This is a genomic window from Paracoccus sigandri (assembly GCF_003709565.1).
Taxonomy (GTDB): Bacteria; Pseudomonadota; Alphaproteobacteria; order Rhodobacterales; family Rhodobacteraceae; genus Paracoccus; species Paracoccus siganidrum.
Genome location: NZ_QNRC01000001.1, coordinates 122,133 through 141,196, shown reverse-complemented (window position 1 = coordinate 141,196; position 19,064 = coordinate 122,133). Strand labels below are relative to the sequence as shown.

The 19,064-nt window shown below is 70.8% G+C and carries 15 protein-coding genes; 8 read left to right on the top strand and 7 right to left on the bottom strand.

Features of this window, described 5'->3' with window-relative positions; translation table 11 throughout:
- Nucleotides 1-6: 6 nt before the first annotated feature.
- The 5 genes from C9E82_RS00785 to C9E82_RS00765 form a co-directional block, all read right to left on the bottom strand.
- Nucleotides 7-966, bottom strand: coding sequence for a cation diffusion facilitator family transporter (locus C9E82_RS00785; RefSeq protein ID WP_119898450.1), 960 nt, complete (start codon nt 964-966; stop codon nt 7-9).
- Nucleotides 966-3,782, bottom strand: a complete 2,817-nt coding sequence (polA, locus tag C9E82_RS00780; RefSeq protein ID WP_119898449.1) for a DNA polymerase I — start codon at nt 3,780-3,782, stop codon at nt 966-968. Before polA ends, C9E82_RS00785 begins: the two co-directional genes overlap by 1 nt.
- A gap of 128 nt (nt 3,783-3,910) precedes the next feature.
- Nucleotides 3,911-5,647, bottom strand: a complete 1,737-nt coding sequence (recJ, locus tag C9E82_RS00775) for a single-stranded-DNA-specific exonuclease RecJ (protein WP_119898448.1) — start codon at nt 5,645-5,647, stop codon at nt 3,911-3,913.
- A gap of 77 nt (nt 5,648-5,724) precedes the next feature.
- Nucleotides 5,725-6,690, bottom strand: a complete 966-nt coding sequence (glpX, locus tag C9E82_RS00770; protein ID WP_119898447.1) for a class II fructose-bisphosphatase — start codon at nt 6,688-6,690, stop codon at nt 5,725-5,727.
- Between the two features lie 83 nt (nt 6,691-6,773).
- Nucleotides 6,774-7,025 carry a BolA family protein gene (locus C9E82_RS00765; RefSeq protein WP_119898446.1) on the bottom strand — a complete coding sequence of 84 codons (252 nt, stop codon included), beginning with the start codon at nt 7,023-7,025 and terminating at the stop codon, nt 6,774-6,776.
- 78 nt (nt 7,026-7,103) lie between these two features.
- Between C9E82_RS00765 and C9E82_RS00760 the strand changes: the two genes are divergently transcribed.
- The gene (locus C9E82_RS00760; RefSeq protein ID WP_119898445.1) at nt 7,104-7,730 is read left to right on the top strand and encodes a J domain-containing protein; all 627 of its coding nucleotides are present in this window, start codon (nt 7,104-7,106) and stop codon (nt 7,728-7,730) included.
- 137 nt (nt 7,731-7,867) lie between these two features.
- Here C9E82_RS00760 and lnt read toward each other — a convergent pair whose 3' ends face one another.
- Together lnt and C9E82_RS00750 are read right to left on the bottom strand one after the other, a co-directional pair.
- Nucleotides 7,868-9,424, bottom strand: coding sequence for an apolipoprotein N-acyltransferase (gene lnt, locus C9E82_RS00755; RefSeq protein WP_119898444.1), 1,557 nt, complete (start codon nt 9,422-9,424; stop codon nt 7,868-7,870).
- A gap of 11 nt (nt 9,425-9,435) precedes the next feature.
- Entirely contained in the window at nt 9,436-11,529 is a 2,094-nt protein-coding gene (locus C9E82_RS00750) for a DEAD/DEAH box helicase (protein ID WP_119898443.1), read from the bottom strand.
- Nucleotides 11,530-11,882: 353 nt separating this feature from the next.
- Between C9E82_RS00750 and argS the strand changes: the two genes are divergently transcribed.
- From argS to C9E82_RS00715, 7 genes are all read left to right on the top strand, one after another.
- Entirely contained in the window at nt 11,883-13,625 is a 1,743-nt protein-coding gene (gene argS, locus C9E82_RS00745; protein ID WP_119898469.1) for an arginine--tRNA ligase, read from the top strand.
- Nucleotides 13,626-13,696: 71 nt separating this feature from the next.
- Nucleotides 13,697-14,890 carry an SPOR domain-containing protein gene (locus tag C9E82_RS00740; RefSeq protein ID WP_122449167.1) on the top strand — a complete coding sequence of 398 codons (1,194 nt, stop codon included), beginning with the start codon at nt 13,697-13,699 and terminating at the stop codon, nt 14,888-14,890.
- Nucleotides 14,891-14,901: 11 nt separating this feature from the next.
- Nucleotides 14,902-15,891: a glycoside hydrolase family 3 N-terminal domain-containing protein gene (locus C9E82_RS00735; RefSeq protein WP_122449166.1), complete on the top strand. Its 990-nt coding sequence runs from the start codon at nt 14,902-14,904 to the stop codon at nt 15,889-15,891.
- A 180-nt stretch (nt 15,892-16,071) separates the two neighbouring features.
- Nucleotides 16,072-16,872: a segregation and condensation protein A gene (locus C9E82_RS00730; RefSeq protein ID WP_119901256.1), complete on the top strand. Its 801-nt coding sequence runs from the start codon at nt 16,072-16,074 to the stop codon at nt 16,870-16,872.
- Nucleotides 16,873-16,978: 106 nt separating this feature from the next.
- Nucleotides 16,979-17,578 carry an SMC-Scp complex subunit ScpB gene (scpB, locus tag C9E82_RS00725; protein WP_122449176.1) on the top strand — a complete coding sequence of 200 codons (600 nt, stop codon included), beginning with the start codon at nt 16,979-16,981 and terminating at the stop codon, nt 17,576-17,578.
- Between the two features lie 9 nt (nt 17,579-17,587).
- Nucleotides 17,588-17,797 (top strand): hypothetical protein, encoded by a 210-nt coding sequence (locus C9E82_RS00720; RefSeq protein WP_119900796.1) that lies wholly within the window; start codon nt 17,588-17,590, stop codon nt 17,795-17,797.
- 143 nt (nt 17,798-17,940) lie between these two features.
- Entirely contained in the window at nt 17,941-19,047 is a 1,107-nt protein-coding gene (locus C9E82_RS00715) for a THUMP domain-containing class I SAM-dependent RNA methyltransferase (protein ID WP_119900797.1), read from the top strand.
- Nucleotides 19,048-19,064 lie beyond the last annotated feature (17 nt).

Sequence of the window (19,064 nt, the reverse complement as noted above, 5' to 3'; positions counted from 1 at the left end):
TCGCGCTCAATGCCCGTGGCCGTGATGGTCCTGCGCCGCGGCGTCCTGGGCCGCGTCGGCGCAGGCATCGGGCGGCTCGACCTCGATCGTGGCGTGGTCGATGCCGAAATCGCGGGCCAGCAGCGCCTTCGCGGCGCGGGTGACGGACAGGTAATCCGCGCCCGGCACCACCAGATGGACCGAGGCGGCGGCGCGTTTCTCGTCGATCTGCCACAGGTGCAGGTGATGCGCGCCCGCGACCCCCTCCAGCCCCCGCAGCGCGGCAAGGACCGCCTCGGGGTCGCTGCCCGGCGGCGCGGCCAGCATAAGCATGCGGAAGACCGGGCCGACCTGCTGCACGACATGCCACAGGATCACGGCCGAGATCGCCAGCGTCAGGATCGGGTCGGCAAGGTTCCAGCCGAAGGCCCAGATCAGCGCCCCGCCGATGATCACCGCGACCGAGACCCCGGCATCGGCCAGGTTGTGCAGGAAGGCCGCGCGGATGTTCACGCTGTCCTTGGCCTGCCGCCAGACCAGCGCCGCTGTCGCCAGGTCGACCAGCAGCGCGAAGCCCGCCAGCGCCATGACCAGCCCGCCCGCCACCTGCGGCGGATCGGCCAGCCGCCCCAGCGCCTCGATGGCCAGCCAGACCGAGATCGCGATCAGCGCCAGGTAGTTGACGAAGGCCGCGACGATTTCCGCCCGGCCCCAGCCGAAGCTCCATTCCGGGGTGGCGGCGCGGCGGGCCAGGCGGCGGGCGCCGAAGGCCAGGACCAACGCCAGCGCGTCCGACAGGTTGTGGATCCCGTCCGCGATCAGCGCGGTCGAATCGGCGATCAGCCCGCCGACGATCTGCGCCACGGTCAGCGCCAGGTTGACCGCGACCGCCCAGCCTATCGCGCGGTCGCCGTCGAGCCCGTGGTGGTGGTGGTGATGGCCCTGTCCCTTCCCCTGGCCATGAGCATGTCCATGGGGATCGGCCATCAATGCGCCTCGGCCCAGTTCATGCCGTGGCCGGCATCGACGATCAGCGGCACGTTCAGCTTCACCGCCGGCTCGGCCGCGCCCTCCATCACCTTGCGCGCGGCGGCGATCAGGTCCTCGACGGCGCTTTCCTGGACCTCGAAGACCAGCTCGTCATGGACCTGCAGCAGCATCCGCGCGGGCAGGCCGCGGATCGCCTCGGGCATGCGGATCATCGCGCGGCGGATGATGTCGGCGGCGGCGCCCTGGATCGGCGCGTTGATCGCCGCGCGCCGCGCGCCCCCGGCCGCCGGGCCGGACTGGTTGATGCCCGGCGTGTTGATCCGCCGCCCGAACAGCGTGCGCACGAAGCCGTCCTGCTTGGCGTCGGCCACGGTCTTGTCCATATAGGCGCGGATTTCCGGGAAACGCTCGAAATAGGTGTCGATGAACTGCTGCGCCTCGGCGCGCGGGATGCGCAGGTTGCGCGACAGGCCGAAGCCGGAAATCCCGTAGATCACCCCGAAATTGATCGCCTTGGCGCGGCGGCGGATCATCGGGTCCATGCCCTCGACCGGCACGCCGAACATCTGGCTGGCGGTCATGGCGTGGATGTCGATGCCGTCGCGGAAAGCCTGCTTCAGCGCCGGGATGTCGGCGACATGGGCGAGGATGCGCAGCTCGATCTGGCTGTAGTCCAGGCTGACCAGCCGATGGCCCTCGGCCGCCACGAAGGCCTCGCGGATGCGGCGGCCCTCCTCGGTGCGGACCGGGATGTTCTGCAGGTTCGGATCGGTCGAGGCCAGCCGCCCGGTCTGCGCCCCGGTGATGGAATAGCTGGTATGGACGCGGCCGGTATCGGGATCGACATGGGTCTGCAGCGCATCGGTATAGGTCGATTTCAGCTTGGCGACCTGCCGCCAGTCCAGGATCCGGGCGGGCAGGTCGTGGCCCTCGGCCGCCAGGTCCTCCAGCACGTCGGCGCTGGTCGAGAAGGCCCCGGTCTTGCCCTGCTTGCCGCCGGCGAGGCCCATCTTGTCGAACAGGATCTCGCCCAGCTGCTTGGGGCTGCCGACATTGAACCTCTCGCCCGCCAGTTCGTGGATCTCGTCCTCCAGCCCCGCCAGTTTCTGGGCGAAGGCGTTGGACATGCGCTTCAGCGTGTCGGTTTCGACCCGGATCCCCGCCAGCTCCATGTCGGCCAGGACCGGGATCATCGGGCGTTCCAGCACCTCGTAGGCGGTGGTGACCTGTTCGACGGGCAGCATCGGCGCGAAATGGCGATAGAGCCGCAGGGTGATCTCGGCGTCCTCGGCGGCATAGGGGGCGGCCTTGTCGATCGGCACCTGGTCGAAGCGGATCTGCGACTTGCCGCTGCCGATCAGGTCCTTGATCGGGATGCACCTGTGGCCCAGGTAACGCTCGGCCAGCTCGTCCATGCCGTGGTTGTGGCTGCCCGCGTTCAGCGCATAGGACATCAGCATCGTGTCGGTCAGCGGCGCCATGCGGATGCCCCCCAACTCTGGGATCTGCCGGGCCAGGATCTTCCAGTCGTATTTCAGGTTCTGGCCGATCTTCAGGATCGCCGGATCCTCCAGCACGGGCTTCAGCGCGGCCAGCACCTGATCAAGCGGAAGCTGGCCTTCGACCAGCGCGGCCTGGCCGAACAGGTCGTCGCTGCCCTGGACATGGCCCACCGGGACATAGCAGGCCCGGCCGGGTTCGACGGCCAGCGAGATGCCGACCAGCGCCGCCTGCATCTCGTCGAGGCTGGTCGTTTCGGTGTCGATGGCGACATGGCCGGCCTCGCGGATCCGGGCGATCCAGGCGTCCAGCGCGGCGCGGTCGGTCACGGTCTCGTAGCCGGCATGGTCGATGGCGGGCAGTTCGGGCGCGGCCGGGGCCTCGGAGGGCGGGGCCGAGACCACCGCCGGCGGCTCGGCGCCCAGGCGCTCGGCCACGCGGGCGGTCAGGGTGCGGAATTCCATATCGGCCAGGAAGCCCAGCAGGGCCTGAGGGTCGGGGGCGCGTATCTCCAGGCTTTCCAGAGAGGCGTCCAGCGGCGTGTCGCAATCCAGCGTGACGAGGCGCTTCGAGACGCGGATCTGCTCGGCATGGTCGATCAGGGTCTGGCGGCGCTTGGGCTGCTTGATCTCGGCGGCGCGTTCCAGCAGCGTTTCCAGGTCGCCATATTCGTTGATCAGCTGCGCGGCGGTCTTGATGCCGATGCCGGGCGCGCCGGGTACGTTGTCGACAGAATCGCCCGCCAGCGCCTGCACGTCGACCACCCGGTCGGGGCCGACGCCGAATTTCTCGGCCACTTCCTCGGGGCCGATGGTCTTGCCCTTGATCGGGTCCAGCATGTCGACGCCGCCGCCCACCAGCTGCATAAGGTCCTTGTCGCTGCTGACGATGGTGACGCGGCCGCCCGCATCGCGGGCCTGGCAGGCGAAGGCCGCGATGATGTCGTCGGCCTCGAAGCCCTCGGTCTCGATGCAGGCGATGTTGAAGGCGCGGGTGGCCTCGCGCGTCAGCGGGAATTGCGGGCGCAGGTCCTCGGGCGGCTCGGGGCGGTTGGCCTTGTAGGCGGGATAGATCTCGTTGCGGAAGGTCTTGGCGGAATGGTCGAAGATCACCGCGGCATGGGTCGGCGCGTCCTGGCCGCGTTCATCCGTGACGTATTTCCACAGCATGTTGCAGAAGCCCGCCACCGCGCCCACAGGCAGCCCGTCGGATTTGCGCGTCAGCGGCGGCAGGGCGTGATAGGCGCGGAAGATGAAGGCCGAGCCGTCGATCAGATGCAGGTGGCTGCCTTTGCCGAAGCCGGTCGGGGTCATTTGCGGGTCCTTTCGCGCTGTCGGCCCCGTTTTGGCAGAAAGCGGCGGCGGGGCAAAGGGGGGCGAGGCCGGGGGATTTCACATCCCCCGGACCCCCTGCGGGGTATTTTCCCAACGAAGAAGCGCGATCAGGCCGGGGCGGCGTCGTCGAGCCGCAGGCGCAGGCGTTCGCGCCCGCCCCAGGTGGAGAGTTCCAGCTTGCCCGCCAGGTGGAAGCGGCGGCCTTTCGCGCCGATCAGGCCCGGCCCCAGCGGCCCGGTCATCGCCCCCCAGGCGACGGCCTCGATCGGGGCGCTGCCGGGGCTGCGGAAGCTGAGCCGCAGGTGGCTGTCGCCCATCGTTCCGGCGCTGTCGATCAGCTGGTCGGCGAAGGCGAAGCGGGGGGCGGGGGCGGCCTGGCCGAAGGGGCCCGCGTCTTCCAGCAGGCGGAACATCTCGGCATTGGCGCCCGAGGGTTCCAGCAGGCCCGAGATGCGCAGCTCGCGGCCGGTGCTGCGCGCGTCCAGGTCGCGGGACAGCAGTTCCGACAGGCGCTCCATCGCCGGAGCGATCTTCGCGGCCTCGACGGTCAGGCCGGCCGCCATCTCGTGGCCGCCGCCCTTCAGCAGCAGCCCTTCCGAGGCCAGCCGCTGGATCGCCCGGCCCAGATCGACGCCGGGGACCGAGCGGGCCGAGCCCTTGCCGATGCCGTTCTCGATGCCGATCACCACCGCGGGCAGGTCGGTCGCCTCCTTGAGGCGGGCGGCGACGATGCCGACCACGCCGGGATGCCAGCCCTCGGCCGCGGCCCAGGAAAGGCGGCCGTCGTCGCGCGCCTCGACCTGGGCCAGCGCCTCGTCGCGGACCGCGGCCTCGATGGCGCGGCGGTCGCGGTTCAGCGCGTCCAGTTCGGCGGCCAGTCCCTCGGCCTCGCGCGGGTCGGTGGCGGCAAGGCAGCGCGCGCCCAGGTCGGCGCGCCCGACCCGGCCGCCGGCATTGATGCGCGGGCCCAGCAGGAAGCCCAGGTGGAAGCTGTTGGGCGGGCCGTCCAGCCGCGCCAGGTCGGACAGCGCCACCAGCCCGGCCCGCTGGCGGCGCGCCATGACCGACAGGCCCTGCCGCACGAAGGCGCGGTTGACGCCGGTCAGCGGCGCGACATCGGCCACCGTCGCCAGCGCCACCAGGTCCAGCATCGACATCAGGTCGGGCTCGGCCCGGCCCATGTTTCGCAGCACCCGGCCCGCCTGCACCAGCACCAGGAAGACCACGCCCGCGGCGCAGAGATGTCCCAGCGCGCCATCCTCGTCGGCGCGGTTCGGGTTCACCACGGCCAGCGCGGGGGGCAGGGTCTCGGCGCCCAGGTGATGGTCCAGCACCAGCACGTCCGTGCCCTCGGCGGCGGCCAGCGCCTCATGCGCCAGCGTGCCGCAATCGACGCAGACGATCAGGTCATGGGCGGCGGCAAGGCCGGCCATGGCGGCGGGATTGGGGCCGTAACCCTCGTCGATGCGGTCGGGGACATAAAGCGTCGCCCGCTGCCCCAACTGCCGCAGCCAGTCCAGCAGCAGCGCGGCCGAAGCGCCGCCATCGACATCGTAATCGGCGAAGATCGCGATCCGCTGGCCCTTGACGGCACCCTCGACCAGCCGTTCGGCAGCCGGCGCCATGTCGCGCAGGTTCAGCGGGTCGGGCAGCAGGTCGCGCAGTTTCGGCGTCAGGAAGCCCGGCGCCTCCTCGGCGGGGACGCCGCGTTCGGCCAGGACGCGGGCGACCGCCAGGGGCAGGGCGGCCTGCTGCGCCAGCCCCTCGGCCAGGCGCTCCAGCGCCGGGTCGGGGCCGGTCCAGCGCCGCCCGGAAAGCGAGGAATCGATTCCCAGAAATGCCAAGCCTGCCTCTTCTTCGTTGCCCAAATACCCGGGGGAGTCCCGCAGGGACGGGGGCAGCGCCCCCTTCTTCCTCCCGCCTAGCGGATCGGGTTGCGATAGATCATCCGGCGGACCGAGCCGGTCTTGGAACGCATCAGGATGGTCTCGGTCTGCAGGTAATGGGGCTCGCGCTTGACGCCGGCCAGGATCGAGCCGTTGGTCACGCCGGTCGCGGCGAAGATCACGTCCGCCGTCACCATCTCGTCGCGCGAATAGACCCGGTCCAGGTCGGTGATGCCGGCCTTGGCCGCGCGGCCCCTTTCGTCGTCGTTGCGAAACAGCAGCCGGCCCCACATCTGCCCGCCCATGCATTTCAGCGCCGAGGCCGCCAGCACCCCCTCGGGCGCGCCGCCCGAGCCCATATACATGTCGATACCGGTCAGCTCGGCCTCGGCGCAATGGATCACGCCGGCCACGTCGCCATCGGTGATCAGCCGGATCGCGGCCCCGGTCGAGCGGACCTCGGCCACCAGATCCTCGTGCCGGGGGCGTTCCAGGATGCAGACGGTGATGTCGCTGTCCTTGACACCGCCGGCCTTGGCCAGGGCGCGGACCCGTTCCGAGGGCGACATGTCCAGGCTGACCACGTCCCTGGGATAGCCCGGCCCGATGGCCAGCTTGTCCATGTAGACATCGGGCGCGTGCAGCAGCGTGCCGCGCGGCGCCATGGCGATCACGGTCAGGGCGTTCGGCATGTCCTTGGCGGTCAGGGTGGTGCCTTCCAGCGGGTCCAGCGCGATGTCGACCTCGGGGCCTTCGCCGCTGCCGACCTCCTCGCCGATGAACAGCATCGGAGCCTCGTCGCGCTCGCCCTCGCCGATGACCACGACGCCCTTGATGTCCAGCATGTTCAGCTGATCGCGCATGGCGTTGACGGCGGCCTGATCGGCGGCCTTCTCGTCCCCGCGGCCGATCAGCCGGGCCGAGGCATGGGCCGCGGCCTCGCTGACACGGGCCAGCCCGAGCGACAACAGGCGGTCGTTGAAATCCTTGGGCGTGGTCATCGGCAAGTTCCTTCCTGTCCCGTGATCTGTCGCGGCTTCTACGCGCCGCCCCGCGGCCCGACAAGCCTGTCGGCGCTAACGGCTCAGCTTTCGGCAAGCTCCAGCGCCAGGGCGTGGATGCGCGGCACGATGTCGCCAAGGGTCCGGTGAATCAGCCGGTGGCGCTCCAGGCGGCCCAGCCCGGCAAAGGCGGCGCTGGCCATGCGGATGCGGAAATGGCTTTCGCCCCCCTCGCGGAATCCGGCATGGCCGCGATGGCTCTCGCTTTCGTCGATCACCTCCAGCCGGGTGGGGTTCAGGGCGGCCAGCCTCGCGCGCATGTCATCCGCGATCATCGTCAATCTCCGTCAAGACCTTTCATGTTCCGCGAAATAGCCTAAACTCCCGGTCCCGAGTCGCAAAGGTGCCCCGACATGAGCAGTAACGACCCGTTCGATTTCGATCTTTCGGCCGCGAAGGACAAGAAACGCCGCGCCAAGGGCAGGCGGGGGATGTCGGGCGCGTTCGAGACCTCGACCCGGCGCTGCGACAAGCAGGGCTGCGACCAGCCGGGCCAGTACCGCGCGCCGAAAAGCCCGCGCAACCTCGACGACTATTTCTGGTTCTGCAAGGACCATGTGCGCGAATACAACCTGAACTGGAACTATTTCCAGGGCCAGTCGGAAGAGGAGTTCCAGGAGTTCCTGTCGAACGCCACCGTCTGGGAACGCCCGACCAAGCCCTTCGGCCGGGCGGCGCAGGAACAGGCATGGGCGCGCCACGGGGTCAGCGATCCGCTGGAGATCCTCGGCGCCAACGGCACCTCGCCCGAGGCGCGGGCCAAGGTCAGCCGCAAGCTGCCGCCGACGGAACGGCGCGCGCTGGAGATCCTGGAAGCCAAGGACAGCTGGACCCGCGCCGAGATCCGCAAGCAATACAAGTCGCTGGTCAAGGACCTGCACCCGGACATGAATGGTGGCGACCGCTCGGACGAGGATCGGCTGGCCGAGGTGGTCTGGGCCTGGGACCAGGTCAAGGAAAGCCGCTTCATCCGCGACTGACGGGCCCGAAGGGGGCTCGCCGCCCCCTCTTGGCCTGCGGCCAATTCACCCCCGCAGGTATTTGGAAGGAGTGCGAGGCATGGGCCCTCGCGACCTGTCCCCTCGCACTCCTTGAAAATACCTCGGGGGGAGCCGCGTCAGCGGCGGGGGGCAGCGCCCCCCTTGCGCCGCGCGAAGCGCGGCCCGGCGGCGCCGGCCAGGGCGAGCAGGGACAGGATGACCACGGGCGTTGGTCCCCAGCCCAGCCAGCGGGTCGGCGGCAGCGCGCCGGGCAGGGCGGCGTCGATGCTGCCCTCCAGTCCCAGCCCCAGCGAATCGCGGATGCGGCCATGGGGGTCGATCACCGCGCTGATGCCGGTATTGGCGGCGCGGATCAGGGGCAGGCCGGTTTCGATGGCGCGCAGCCGCGCCTGGGCCAGGTGCTGGTAGGGCCCCGAGAACTGGCCGAACCAGGCATCGTTCGTGGCCTGCAGCAGCCATTCCGGCCGCTGGGGCAGGGCGCGCGGATGTTGCGGGAAGATCGCCTCGTAGCAGATCAGCGGCTGGAAGGCGGGCAGGCCGGGCAGCGACATCGGCGCCGGCCCGTCGCCCGGCGAATAGCCGCGGCCGGCCTGGGCGGCGAAGGCGGTGATGCCGATCCGGGCCATCGCGTCGCCCCAGGGGATGTATTCGCCGAAGGGGACGAGGTGGAACTTGTCGTAGATCGCTGTCGTCCGGCCCGCCGGGTCCAGCGCCGCGAGGCTGTTGTAATAGCGGCCGTCCTGGCGCCGCTGGATGCCCAGCAGCAGCGGCGCGCCCGCGGCCTCGGCCATGTAGGGGGCGATGCCGCCCGCGTCCTCCAGCAGGAAGTTGACCGCGGTTTCCGGCCAGATGACCAGGTCGCGGCGGCCGGGCTGGGCGGACAGCGTGATCAGCCGGTCGAAGAACACCTGCGACCATTCCGGGTCCCATTTCAGGTGCTGCTCGGCATTGGGCTGGACGATGCGCAGCATCACGTCGCGGTCGGGCGGGGCGGGCTGGGCCAGCCGTGCAAGCCCCGCCGCCCAGATCGCGCTTCCGCCCAGGATGGCGACCAGGATGCCGGGCAGGAAGCCGAAGACCTGCCGTTCCGCCGGGCGCCACAGCAGCGCGGGCAGGGCGGCCAGCGCCAGGGTCAGCGCGGAAAGGCCGATGGCGCCGGTCCATGCCGCGGCCTGCGCGACCGGCGTCTCGATCCAGACATGGCCGGCCAGCGCCCAGGGAAAGCCGGTGAAGATCCAGCCGCGCAGCCAGTCCGACAGCACCAGCGCGGCGGGGATCGCCAGGGCGCGCATCCGCCGCGTAGGGCCGAGATGCGTCGCGATCCATGCCGGGATCGCCCAGAACAGCGCCCCGCCAAGCGCCATCAGCACCAGCGCGAAGGGGGCCATCCAGCCGTAGATCTCGGGCTCGACCAGGAACGGCTCGACGATCCAGACGAGGCCGAGGCCGAACCAGCCCAGGCCCGCCGCCAGCGCGTGCCAGAAGGCCTGGCCGGGGCTGGCCTGCGACAGCCGCCAGGTCAGCGCCGCCAGCGCGACCAGCGTCGCGCCCCAGATGCCGAAAGGGGCCAGACCCAGCGCCGCCGCCAGGCCCAGCCCCAGGTCGGGGATCAGTTCGAGAAGCCGGGGGCGCCGCCGGCGGCGCAGGCGAGGCGGATGCAATTCGTCGCGCATCGGCGCGGGTCTCACGCCTCGGCGTCGGCGGCGTTCTCGGCCGGGTTTTCCGGGGTCCCGGCGTCGTCGGGGCCGGCCTCGGCCTTCTTGCGCCGGGTGCGTTTCGGCTTGGGCGCCGGTTCTTCGGCGGCGGTTTCCTCGGTCGCGGCCGGGGCTTCCACCTTCTTGCGGCGGGTGCGTTTGGGCTTTTCGGGCTCGGCCGCCGTTTCGGCCTCGGGGGCGGCGGCAGCTTCCGCAGGGGCTTCCGCCTCTTCGGGCTTCTTGCGGCTGCGGGTTCGGCGCGGCTTCGGGGCCTCCTCGGGCGCGGGCGCGGCTTCCGTTGCCTCGGCGGGCTCGGCCTTCTTGCGGCGGGTGCGCTTGGGCTTGGCGGCCGGCTCGGCTGCCGCTTCGGGCGCGGCGATGGGATCGGCAACGGCTTCGACCGGCGCTTCGATCACCGCTTCGGGCGCGACGGTTTCGACCGGGGCTTCGGGCGCCGCCGCCGCATTCTCGGCAACGGGCTCGGGCGCGGCGCTGTCCTTGCGGCGGCGGGTGCGCTTGGGCTTCGCGGCCGGTTTCTCGGCCGCCGCCTCTGCCGGGGCCGCCTCGGGCGTCTCGGGGGCGTCGTCGGGACCGGATGCGGCGCTGATCAGGGCGCGGCGCAGCTCGACCAGCATGAATTCCGGGACATGATCGCCCATGCCGACGATGGCCGGCCCGCGCGATTCGTCGCGGCCGCGGCCCCGGCGATGGCCGTCGCGGTCACGGTCGCGGCGGTTGTCGCGATTCTCGCGTGCCGGTTCTTCGCGGCGGGGTTCGGGACGCGCCTCGGCGCGCTGTTCCTCGGGCGCCTCCACGCGGGGACGTTCGCTGCGTTCCTCGTCGCGGCGGCCATCGCGGCGGCGGCCGCCCGAGCGCGGGCCCTTGCGGTCGTCGCGCGGACGCGGGGCCGAGGTCGCGGATTCGGTCGGGGTGAAGCCCTCGGGGGCATCGACGCGGGGCAGGGTCTGCTTGACCAGGTTCTCGATCGCGGCCAGCAGCTTTTCGTCGGCGGGGGTCGAGATCGAGATCGCCGTGCCCAGCCGGCCGGCGCGGCCGGTGCGGCCGATGCGGTGGACGTAATCCTCGGCATGGCTGGGCAGGTCGAAGTTCAGCACATGGCTGACCGCCGGGATGTCCAGCCCGCGCGCCGCCACGTCCGAGGCCACCAAGAGCCGCAGCTTGCCGTCGCGGAAGCCGTCCAGCGTCCGCGTCCGGTGGCTCTGGTCCAGGTCGCCATGGATGGGCGAGGCGTCATAGCCGTGCTTTTTCAGCGACTTGGCGACGATGTCCACGTCGGTCTTGCGGTTGCAGAAGATGATCGCGTTGGTCAGGGCCTCGCCCTCGGCGTCGATCACGGCGCGCAAGAGTTCGCGCTTCTGCTTCGAGGTCTGGTCCTTGCGGGTGGGCGTCAGCTGGATCAGGCGCTGGGTGATGGTCTCGCTGGCCGTGGCCTGGCGGGCGACCTCGATCCGTTCCGGCGCGTGCAGGAAGGTGTTGGTGATCCGCTCGATCTCGGGGGCCATGGTGGCGCTGAAGAACAGCGTCTGGCGGGTGAAGGGGGTCAGCTGGAAGATCCGCTCGATATCCGGGATGAAGCCCATGTCCAGCATCCGGTCGGCCTCGTCCACGACCATGATCTGTACGCCGGTCAGCAGAAGCTTGCCGCGCTCGAAATGGTCCAGAAGCCGGCCGGGCGTGGCGATCAGCACGTCGACGCCGCGGTCGATCAGCTTGTCCTGCTCGGCGAAGCTGACGCCGCCGATCAACAGCGCCTTGGTCAGCTTGGTGTGCTTGGCATAGGTGTCGAAATTCTCGGCCACCTGGGCGGCCAGTTCGCGCGTCGGGCACAGCACCAGCGAGCGCGGCATCCGCGCCCGCGCCCGGCCGCGGCCCAGCAGGGTGATCATCGGCAGGGTGAAGCTGGCGGTCTTGCCGGTGCCGGTCTGCGCGATGCCAAGCACGTCCCGCCCTTCCAGCGCGGGGGGAATCGCCCCGGCCTGGATTGGGGTCGGATTCTCGTACCCGGCCTCGGCGACGGCCTTGAGAACCTTGGGATCGAGCTTGAGGTCGGAGAATTTCGTCATTCGGGGCTTTCCATTGTGCCGCGCCGTTGCGACGCGATGCGTTCCATGCCGCAACGCCGGTTCCGGCGCCTGCGCGGCCGTCTGGGACGCATTTCCGCACGCCCCGCCTTGTTCCCGCCGGATGCGGGACCCGCTCCGCCTAGACCAAACCCGGCGCAAGGTCAACAATTTGACCGATTCGGCTGTCAGATCGCGGCTTTGATGTCACCGCGATGCCGCCAGCGGCGATCGCGCCCCGGCCGGGCCCGCGGCGATCACGCGATTCCGGCCCCTCTCGGGTGCGATTCGGGCTTTCTGTTGACCTTTCCCTTGGCCAGCGGTTAACCCGGCGCAATCAAGCAGGAAGCCTCATGATGAACCTTTTCACCGATCTTCGCGGCCGAGTTACCGATGCGCTGGACCAGATGACGCAGGCGGGCGAACTGCCGGCCGGCCTGGATTACGCCAATGTCACGGTCGAGCCGCCGCGCGATCCGGCCCATGGCGACATGGCGACCAATGCCGCGATGGTGCTGGCCAAGCCCGCCGGCATGAAGCCGCGCGACATCGCCGAACGCCTGGCGGCGCGGCTGGCGGACGACCGGATCCTGTCCGCCGAGGTGGCGGGGCCGGGCTTCCTGAACCTGCGCCTGGCGCCCTCGGTCTGGCACGAGGTGATCGGGCAGGCGATCCGCGCGGGGAAGGATTATGGCCGCTCGGCGATCGGCGCCGGCCAGAAGGTCAACGTGGAATTCGTCAGCGCCAACCCCACCGGCCCGATGCATGTCGGCCATGTGCGCGGCGCGGTCTTCGGCGATGCGCTGGCCAATCTGCTGGCCTTTTCCGGCCATGAGGTCACGCGCGAATACTATATCAACGACGGCGGCGCGCAGGTCGATGTGCTGGCCCGTTCCGCCTATGAGCGTTACCGCGAGGCCAACGGGCTGGAGCCCGAGATCCGCGAGGGGCTGTATCCCGGCGACTATCTGATCCCGGTCGGCGAGGCGCTGAAGGCGAAATACGGCGACAGCCTGCTGGACCGCCCCGAGGAGGACTGGCTGGCCGAGGTCCGCGACTTCGCGACCCAGGCGATGATGGCGATGATCCGTCAGGACCTGGCGGCGCTCGGCGTCCGGATGGATGTCTATTCCAGCGAGAAGGCGCTCTATGGCACCGGCCAGATCGAGGCGGCGATCGCCCGGCTGGAAGGCGCCGGCCTGATCTATCGCGGCGTGCTGGAGCCGCCCAAGGGCAAGCTGCCCGAGGATTGGGAGGAACGCGAGCAGCTGCTGTTCCGCTCGACCGCGCATGGCGACGACGTGGACCGGCCGATCCAGAAATCCGACGGAAGCTGGACCTATTTCGCCCCCGACATCGCCTATCACTGGGACAAGATCGACCGCGGCTTCGACGCGCTGATCGACGTGTTCGGCGCCGATCATGGCGGCTATGTCAAGCGGATGCAGGCGGCGGTCAGGGCGCTGTCGAACGGGCGCGTGCCGCTGGACATCAAGCTGATCCAGCTGGTCAAGCTTTTCAAGAACGGCGAGCCCTTCAAGATGTCCAAGCGCGCCGGCACCTTCGTGACCCTGCGCGACGTGGTCGAACAGGCGGGCGCCGACGTGACCCGCTTCGTCATGCTGACCCGCAAGAACGACGCGGCGCTGGATTTCGATTTCGACAAGGTGCTGGAGCAGTCGAAGGACAACCCGGTCTGGTATGTGCAATATGCCAGCGCGCGGATCCATTCGGTGCTGCGCCGCGCGGCGGAAGCCGGAATCGACGTCTCCGATTCGTCGCTCCTGTCGGCGGATCTGGCCCGCATCGCCCATCCGGCCGAGCTGGATCTTGCCCGCAAGGTCGCCGAATGGCCGCGCCTGGTCGAACATGCCGCCCGCGCGCACGAGCCGCACCGGGTCGCGTTTTTCCTCTACGAGATCGCGTCAGAGCTGCATTCGCTGTGGAATCGCGGCAATGACGACACGTCGCTGCGCTTCGTCCAGGATGGCGATTCGGACACGACGCGCGCAAAAATTGCGCTGGTGCGGGCCGTTGGCGTTGTCATTTCAAGCGGTTTCGGTATCTTGGGGGTCACGCCGGCTGAAGAAATGCGCTGAATAACGGGCGCCTCTGCCGGGCAGGAAGAGCAGTGAACGTTAAGCCGGAATAACCGGCAGGCAGGCAGGCTATGGCAGTGATGGACTTCCGCGAAGGCGGTTACGTTTTCTCGCGTCACAAGGTGCGTCGCGAGTTCGCCTATGATTCCGGCGAATGGGAAGAGGCCGAACCCGGCTATCAGGGGGACCCGCGCTATGCGGAAGGTCCCGCGGGCGAGGACAGCTTCGCGGCCCGGATCGCGCGGCTGACGCATTACCTGGGCGCGCTGGCCTCGGTCGGGCTGATGGTCGGGCTTCTGGCCTGGGGCTGGCAGCTGGTGTCGCGCGACGTCTCGGGCGTGCCGGTGATCCGCGCCATCGAGGGCGAGGCGCGCACCACCCCCGACGAGCCGGGCGGCGAGCTGAGCAATTACAGCGGCCTTGCGGTGAACACCGTGGCGGCGGGCGCCGCGCCGGTGCCGACGCAGGAGCTGGCCATCGCGCCGCCGGCCACCGATCTGGCCGCGGATGATGTCGCGATGGGCGAGCTGGGCGCGACCGCGCGCGAGCCGTCCAATCCCTCGGACATCCCGCTGACCTTCGACGGCGAACCGATCACGCCGATGTCCGACCGCGAGGCGCAGGCCCTGGCCGAGGCCGCCGCGGCGGCCGCCGCCCAGCTTGCCGCGGCCGAGGACGCGGTGTCGCAGGCGGCGATCATCGACGCCCCGGCCCGCGAAGGCGCGCTGAACGAGATCGTCACCGACGAGAACGGCGCCCCCGCCGACGACGCCATCGCCGCCGCCCTGGCCGAGGCGCAATCCTCGCTGAACCCGGCCGCCCTGCAGGTCTCGACCCGCCCGGCGCCGCGCCCGCGCGAAACCCGCGTCGCATCGGCCGCCCCCGCCGCCCCGACCCGGACCGATGCCGCGCCTGCTGCCGCGCCGGCCCCCGCCGCCCGTCCGGCCCCGGCCCCCGAGGCAGCCCAGACCCAGGCCCCGGCCCCGCAGCCGGTGCAGCAGGTCCAGCCTAGTTCGGGCGCGCAGCTGGTCCAGATCGGCGCCTTCGACAGCAACGCCATCGCGCAAAGCGAATGGAGCCGCCTCTCCGCCAAGTTCGGCAGCCAGTTCGCGGGCAAGGGCCAGGTGATCCAGCAGCACCAGGCCAATGGCCGCACCTTCTGGCGCCTGCGCGCCGCCGGCTTCGAAAGCCGCGCCCAGGCGCAGGAATTCTGCGCCGCGCTGAAGGCGGGGGGCACCGACTGCATCCCCATCGCCGCCCAGTGACGTCACGGGACGTGACCCCCAGCGCCACCATCCTCGGCGGCATCGCCGGGACCACCCTGACCCGGTCCGAGCGGGACTTCTTCCGCTCGGCCGATCCCTGGGGCTTCATCCTCTTCGCCCGTAACGTCGACAGCCCGGACCAGCTGCGCCGCCTGACCGGCGAGCTGCGCGAGGCGGTGGGCCGCGACGCTCTCATCACCACCGACCAGGAGGGCGGCCGGGTCCAGCGCCTGCGCGCGCCGCACTGGACGGAATGGCCGGCGCCGCTGGACCAGGCCGGGGCGGGGGCGCGCGCGATGTGGCTGCGCTATGCGCTGATCGGGGCCGAGCTGCGCGACGTCGGCATCGATTCGGATTGCGCGCCGACGCTGGACGTGGCCCAGCCCGACACCCATCCCTTCCTGCGCAACCGCTGCCTGGGCTCGGACCCCGAAACCGTCGCCACCCTTGGCCGCGCGGCGGCGGACGGGCTCCTGGCGGCGGGCGTACTGCCGGTGATGAAGCACATGCCCGGCCACGGCCGCGCCATCGCCGACAGCCATCACGGCCTGCCCATGGTGACGGCCGACCCGGCGGACCTGGAATCGCTGGATTTCGCCCCGTTCCGCGCGCTTTGCGACCTGCCGATGGGCATGACTGCCCATATCCGCTTCACCGCGCTGGACGACGCGCCGGCCACCGCCTCGGCGCGGATGATCGCGCTGATCCGCGACCGGATCGGCTTCGACGGCCTGCTGATGACCGACGACATCACCATGAACGCGCTGGCCGGCTCCGAACCCGAACGCGCCAGGGCCTCGATCGCCGCCGGCTGCGACCTGGTCCTGCATTGCAACGGCACGATCGCCGAGATGGAGCCCGTGGTGGCCGCCGCCGGCCCCATGTCCCCCCAGGCCCGCCGCCGCGCCGCCGCCGCGCTGGCCCTGCGCCGCCCGCCCGCCGCCTTCGACCGCGCCGCGCTGATGGCCGAATGGCGCGCCCTCACCGCCGCCACCGCCTGACCCGCCGCTTCTTCGTTGCCGAAATACCCTCGGGGGAGTCCCGCAGGGACGGGGGCGGACAGCCCCCGCAACGCCGCGACGCTTGACTCGGGCCCGGCTTGCACGGACCCTGTCAGCCTGACGCAACCCTTCGGAGACTTCGTGGCCCGACCGCCGAGCGACATCCCCTATCTGAAGCCGGTGCCCGATGCGGCGCCCCAGGGCTTCGATGCCGACTCGGTCGCGCAGCGCCGCGCGGAAGAGGCGCTGATCGTCGATGTCGAGGGCTATGAGGGGCCGCTGGACCTGCTTCTGACACTGGCGCGGACCCAGAAGGTCGACCTGATGAAGATCTCGGTCCTGCACCTGGCCGAGCAATATCTGGTCTTCGTCGAACAGGCCCGCGCCCTGCGCATCGAGCTGGCCGCCGACTACCTGGTCATGGCCGCCTGGCTGGCCTTCCTGAAATCGCGCCTGCTGCTGCCCCCCGACCCCGAGGCCGAGGGCCCCAGCGCCGAGGACATGGCCGCCCATCTGGCCTTCCAGCTGGAGCGCCTGCAGGCGATGCGGCAGGCGGCGGAACGGCTGATGGGCCGCGACCGGCTGGGCATCAGCCGCTTCTCGCGCGGCGAGCCGCAGGCCATCGCCCGCAAGCGGCGCACCGAATGGCAGGCCGGGCTGATCGACCTGATGCGCGCCTATGCAAGGCTGCGCACCCGCGACGAATTCCGGCCCTATGCCTTCGACCGCCAGGACGTCTTCACCATGGAACAGGCGCTGGACCGGATGCGCAAGCTGATCGGTTTCGCCGGCGACTGGACCGACCTGGCCGATTTCCTGCCCGACGGCTGGGAAAGCGACGGCAAGCGCCGCCGCTCGGCCACCGCCGCGACCTTCGCCGCCTCGTTGGAGCTTGCGCGGCAGGGCCGGCTGGAGATACGGCAGTCCGAAAGCTTCGCCCCGATCGCCTATCGACGCAAACCCTCATCCGATCCCGAATGACGTGACCGATCTGACCGACTTCAGCCAGGACAACGCCCCGCAGGACGACGCCCGCCGCGGTGATGCGCCCGCCTTCCCGCCCCCGCCGCTGCCCGAGCAGGAGCGGATGGTCGAGGCGATCCTCTTCGCCGCCGCCCAGCCGGTCAGCCTGCGCGACCTGGCCGCGCGCCTGCCCATGGGCTGCGACGCGGCCGAGGCGCTGGCCGGGCTGCGCCGCCGCTACGAGGGGCGCGGCGTGCTGGTCGAACGCATCGGCGACGGCTATGCCTTCCGCACCGCGCCGGACCTGTCGTTCCTGATGCAGGCCGAGACGGTCGAAAGCCGCCGCCTGTCGCGCGCCGCGGTCGAGACGCTGGCGATCATCGCCTATCACCAGCCCGTCACCCGCGCCGAGATCGAGGAGATCCGCGGCGTCGCCGTCAGTCGCGGCACGCTGGATCAGCTGATCGAGATGGAATGGGTGCGCATGGGCCGCCGCCGGATGACGCCGGGCCGGCCGGCGACCTTCGTGGTCACCGAGGCCTTCCTGGATCATTTCGGCCTGGAATCGGCCCGCGACCTGCCTGGCCTCTCCGAATTGCGCGCGGCGGGCCTGCTGGATTCGCGCCCGCCGGGCGAGGGCATGTCGATGCCCCTTGCGCCGCAGCCCGGCGATGACGACATCGGTCCCGAGGATCCCGCCGAGGATCTGTTCGAGGATGATTAGGGGGCGGCCATGAACTTCAACCAGCTTCTGAACATGATCGCGCGGATGCTGACCCGCCGCGCGGTGAACTGGGGCATCAACAAGGGGGTCGGCCGCGCGGCCCGGACCGGCGGCAAGGGGGGCGCTTCGCCGGCCGAGCGCAAACAGGCGCAGCAGAACCGCGCGGCCGTCAAGCGCGCCCGCCAGGCCGCCCGGCTGGCGCGCCGGATCGGCCGCTGATCCCCCTCGCCATGGCCGGCTGCGCGGGTCTGGGCATTTCCGGGAAAAGGGGATGCGGGTTCTCCGTCCGGAAATGCGCAGGAACAAGGATCTGCGGCATTTCGGCGATGCAACGGATTGCCGGAATGCTGTAGGGACGGGCGATGAGCAACGAACCCGATTTCGAGATCTTCCTTGTCGCCACGCCGGGGCTGGAGGCGCCCCTGGCGCTGGAGGTCGCCGCGCTTGGCTGGCATCCCGTCACCCAGCCCGGCGGCGTGACCATTCGCGGCGGCTGGCCGGATGTCTGGCGCGCCAACCTGATGCTGCGTGGCGCCACGCGGGTCCTGGCGCGGATCGGCGCCTTCCGCGCGCTGCACCTGGCGCAGCTGGACAAGCGGGCGCGGAAATTCCCCTGGGCGGATGTGCTGCGCCCCGACCTGCCGGTCAGGGTCGAGACGACCTGCCGCGCCAGCCGCATCTATCACGCCGGCGCCGCTACCCAGAGGATCGAACGCGCCATCGCCGAGGAACTGGGCGCGCCCCTCGCCCCGGACGCCGCCATCGTGGTGAAGGCGCGGATCGAGGACGACCTGGTCACGATCAGCCTCGATACGACCGGCGAATCGCTGCACAAGCGCGGCCACAAGGAGGCCGTCGCCAAGGCCCCGATGCGCGAGACCATGGCGGCGATGTTCCTGCGCGAGATGGGCTTCGACGGCAGCCAGCCAGTGCTGGACCCGATGTGCGGCTCGGGCACCTTCGTGATCGAGGCGGCGGAAATCGCCGCGGGGCTGGCGCCGGGCCGGTCGCGGGGCTTCGCCTTCGAGCAGCTGGCCAGCTTCGATCCGCGCGCCTGGGCGGCGCTGCGGCAGGGCGCCGTGCCCCATATCCCGCCCTTGCAGTTCTTCGGCAGCGACCGCGACGCCGGCGCGATCCGGATGAGCCGCGCCAATGCCGAACGGGCCGGGGTCGCGGATTTCACCCGCTTCGACTGCCGCCCGCTGGCCGAGCTGCAACGCCCCGAGGGCGTGCCGGGGATCGTCATCGTGAACCCGCCCTATGGCACGCGAATCGGCAACAAGGGGCCGCTTTACGGCCTTCATGCGACGATGGGCGAGCTGTTCCGCAGCCGGCTTGCGGGCTGGCGCGTGGGCCTGGTGACCAGCGAGGCCGCGCTGGCGAGGGCGACGGGCCTGCCCCTGCTGCCCGGCCCGGTCGTCGCCCATGGCGGGCTGAAGGTGCGCCTGTGGCAGGGGGAGCCGCTGTAGTCGGGCGCCGGCGCCGG

What these genes read in the sequence shown, in the direction of transcription:
- C9E82_RS00785 (WP_119898450.1), bottom strand. Translation starts at nt 966, where the DNA reads ATGGCCGATCCCCATGGACATGCTCATGGCCAGGGGAAGGGACAGGGC.
- polA (WP_119898449.1), bottom strand. Translation starts at nt 3,782, where the DNA reads ATGACCCCGACCGGCTTCGGCAAAGGCAGCCACCTGCATCTGATCGAC.
- glpX (WP_119898447.1), bottom strand. Translation starts at nt 6,690, where the DNA reads ATGACCACGCCCAAGGATTTCAACGACCGCCTGTTGTCGCTCGGGCTG.
- C9E82_RS00765 (WP_119898446.1), bottom strand. Translation starts at nt 7,025, where the DNA reads ATGATCGCGGATGACATGCGCGCGAGGCTGGCCGCCCTGAACCCCACC.
- C9E82_RS00760 (WP_119898445.1), top strand. Translation starts at nt 7,104, where the DNA reads ATGAGCAGTAACGACCCGTTCGATTTCGATCTTTCGGCCGCGAAGGAC.
- lnt (WP_119898444.1), bottom strand. Translation starts at nt 9,424, where the DNA reads ATGCGCGACGAATTGCATCCGCCTCGCCTGCGCCGCCGGCGGCGCCCC.
- C9E82_RS00750 (WP_119898443.1), bottom strand. Translation starts at nt 11,529, where the DNA reads ATGACGAAATTCTCCGACCTCAAGCTCGATCCCAAGGTTCTCAAGGCC.
- argS (WP_119898469.1), top strand. Translation starts at nt 11,883, where the DNA reads ATGAACCTTTTCACCGATCTTCGCGGCCGAGTTACCGATGCGCTGGAC.
- C9E82_RS00740 (WP_122449167.1), top strand. Translation starts at nt 13,697, where the DNA reads ATGGCAGTGATGGACTTCCGCGAAGGCGGTTACGTTTTCTCGCGTCAC.
- scpB (WP_122449176.1), top strand. Translation starts at nt 16,979, where the DNA reads ATGGTCGAGGCGATCCTCTTCGCCGCCGCCCAGCCGGTCAGCCTGCGC.
- C9E82_RS00720 (WP_119900796.1), top strand. Translation starts at nt 17,588, where the DNA reads ATGAACTTCAACCAGCTTCTGAACATGATCGCGCGGATGCTGACCCGC.
- C9E82_RS00715 (WP_119900797.1), top strand. Translation starts at nt 17,941, where the DNA reads ATGAGCAACGAACCCGATTTCGAGATCTTCCTTGTCGCCACGCCGGGG.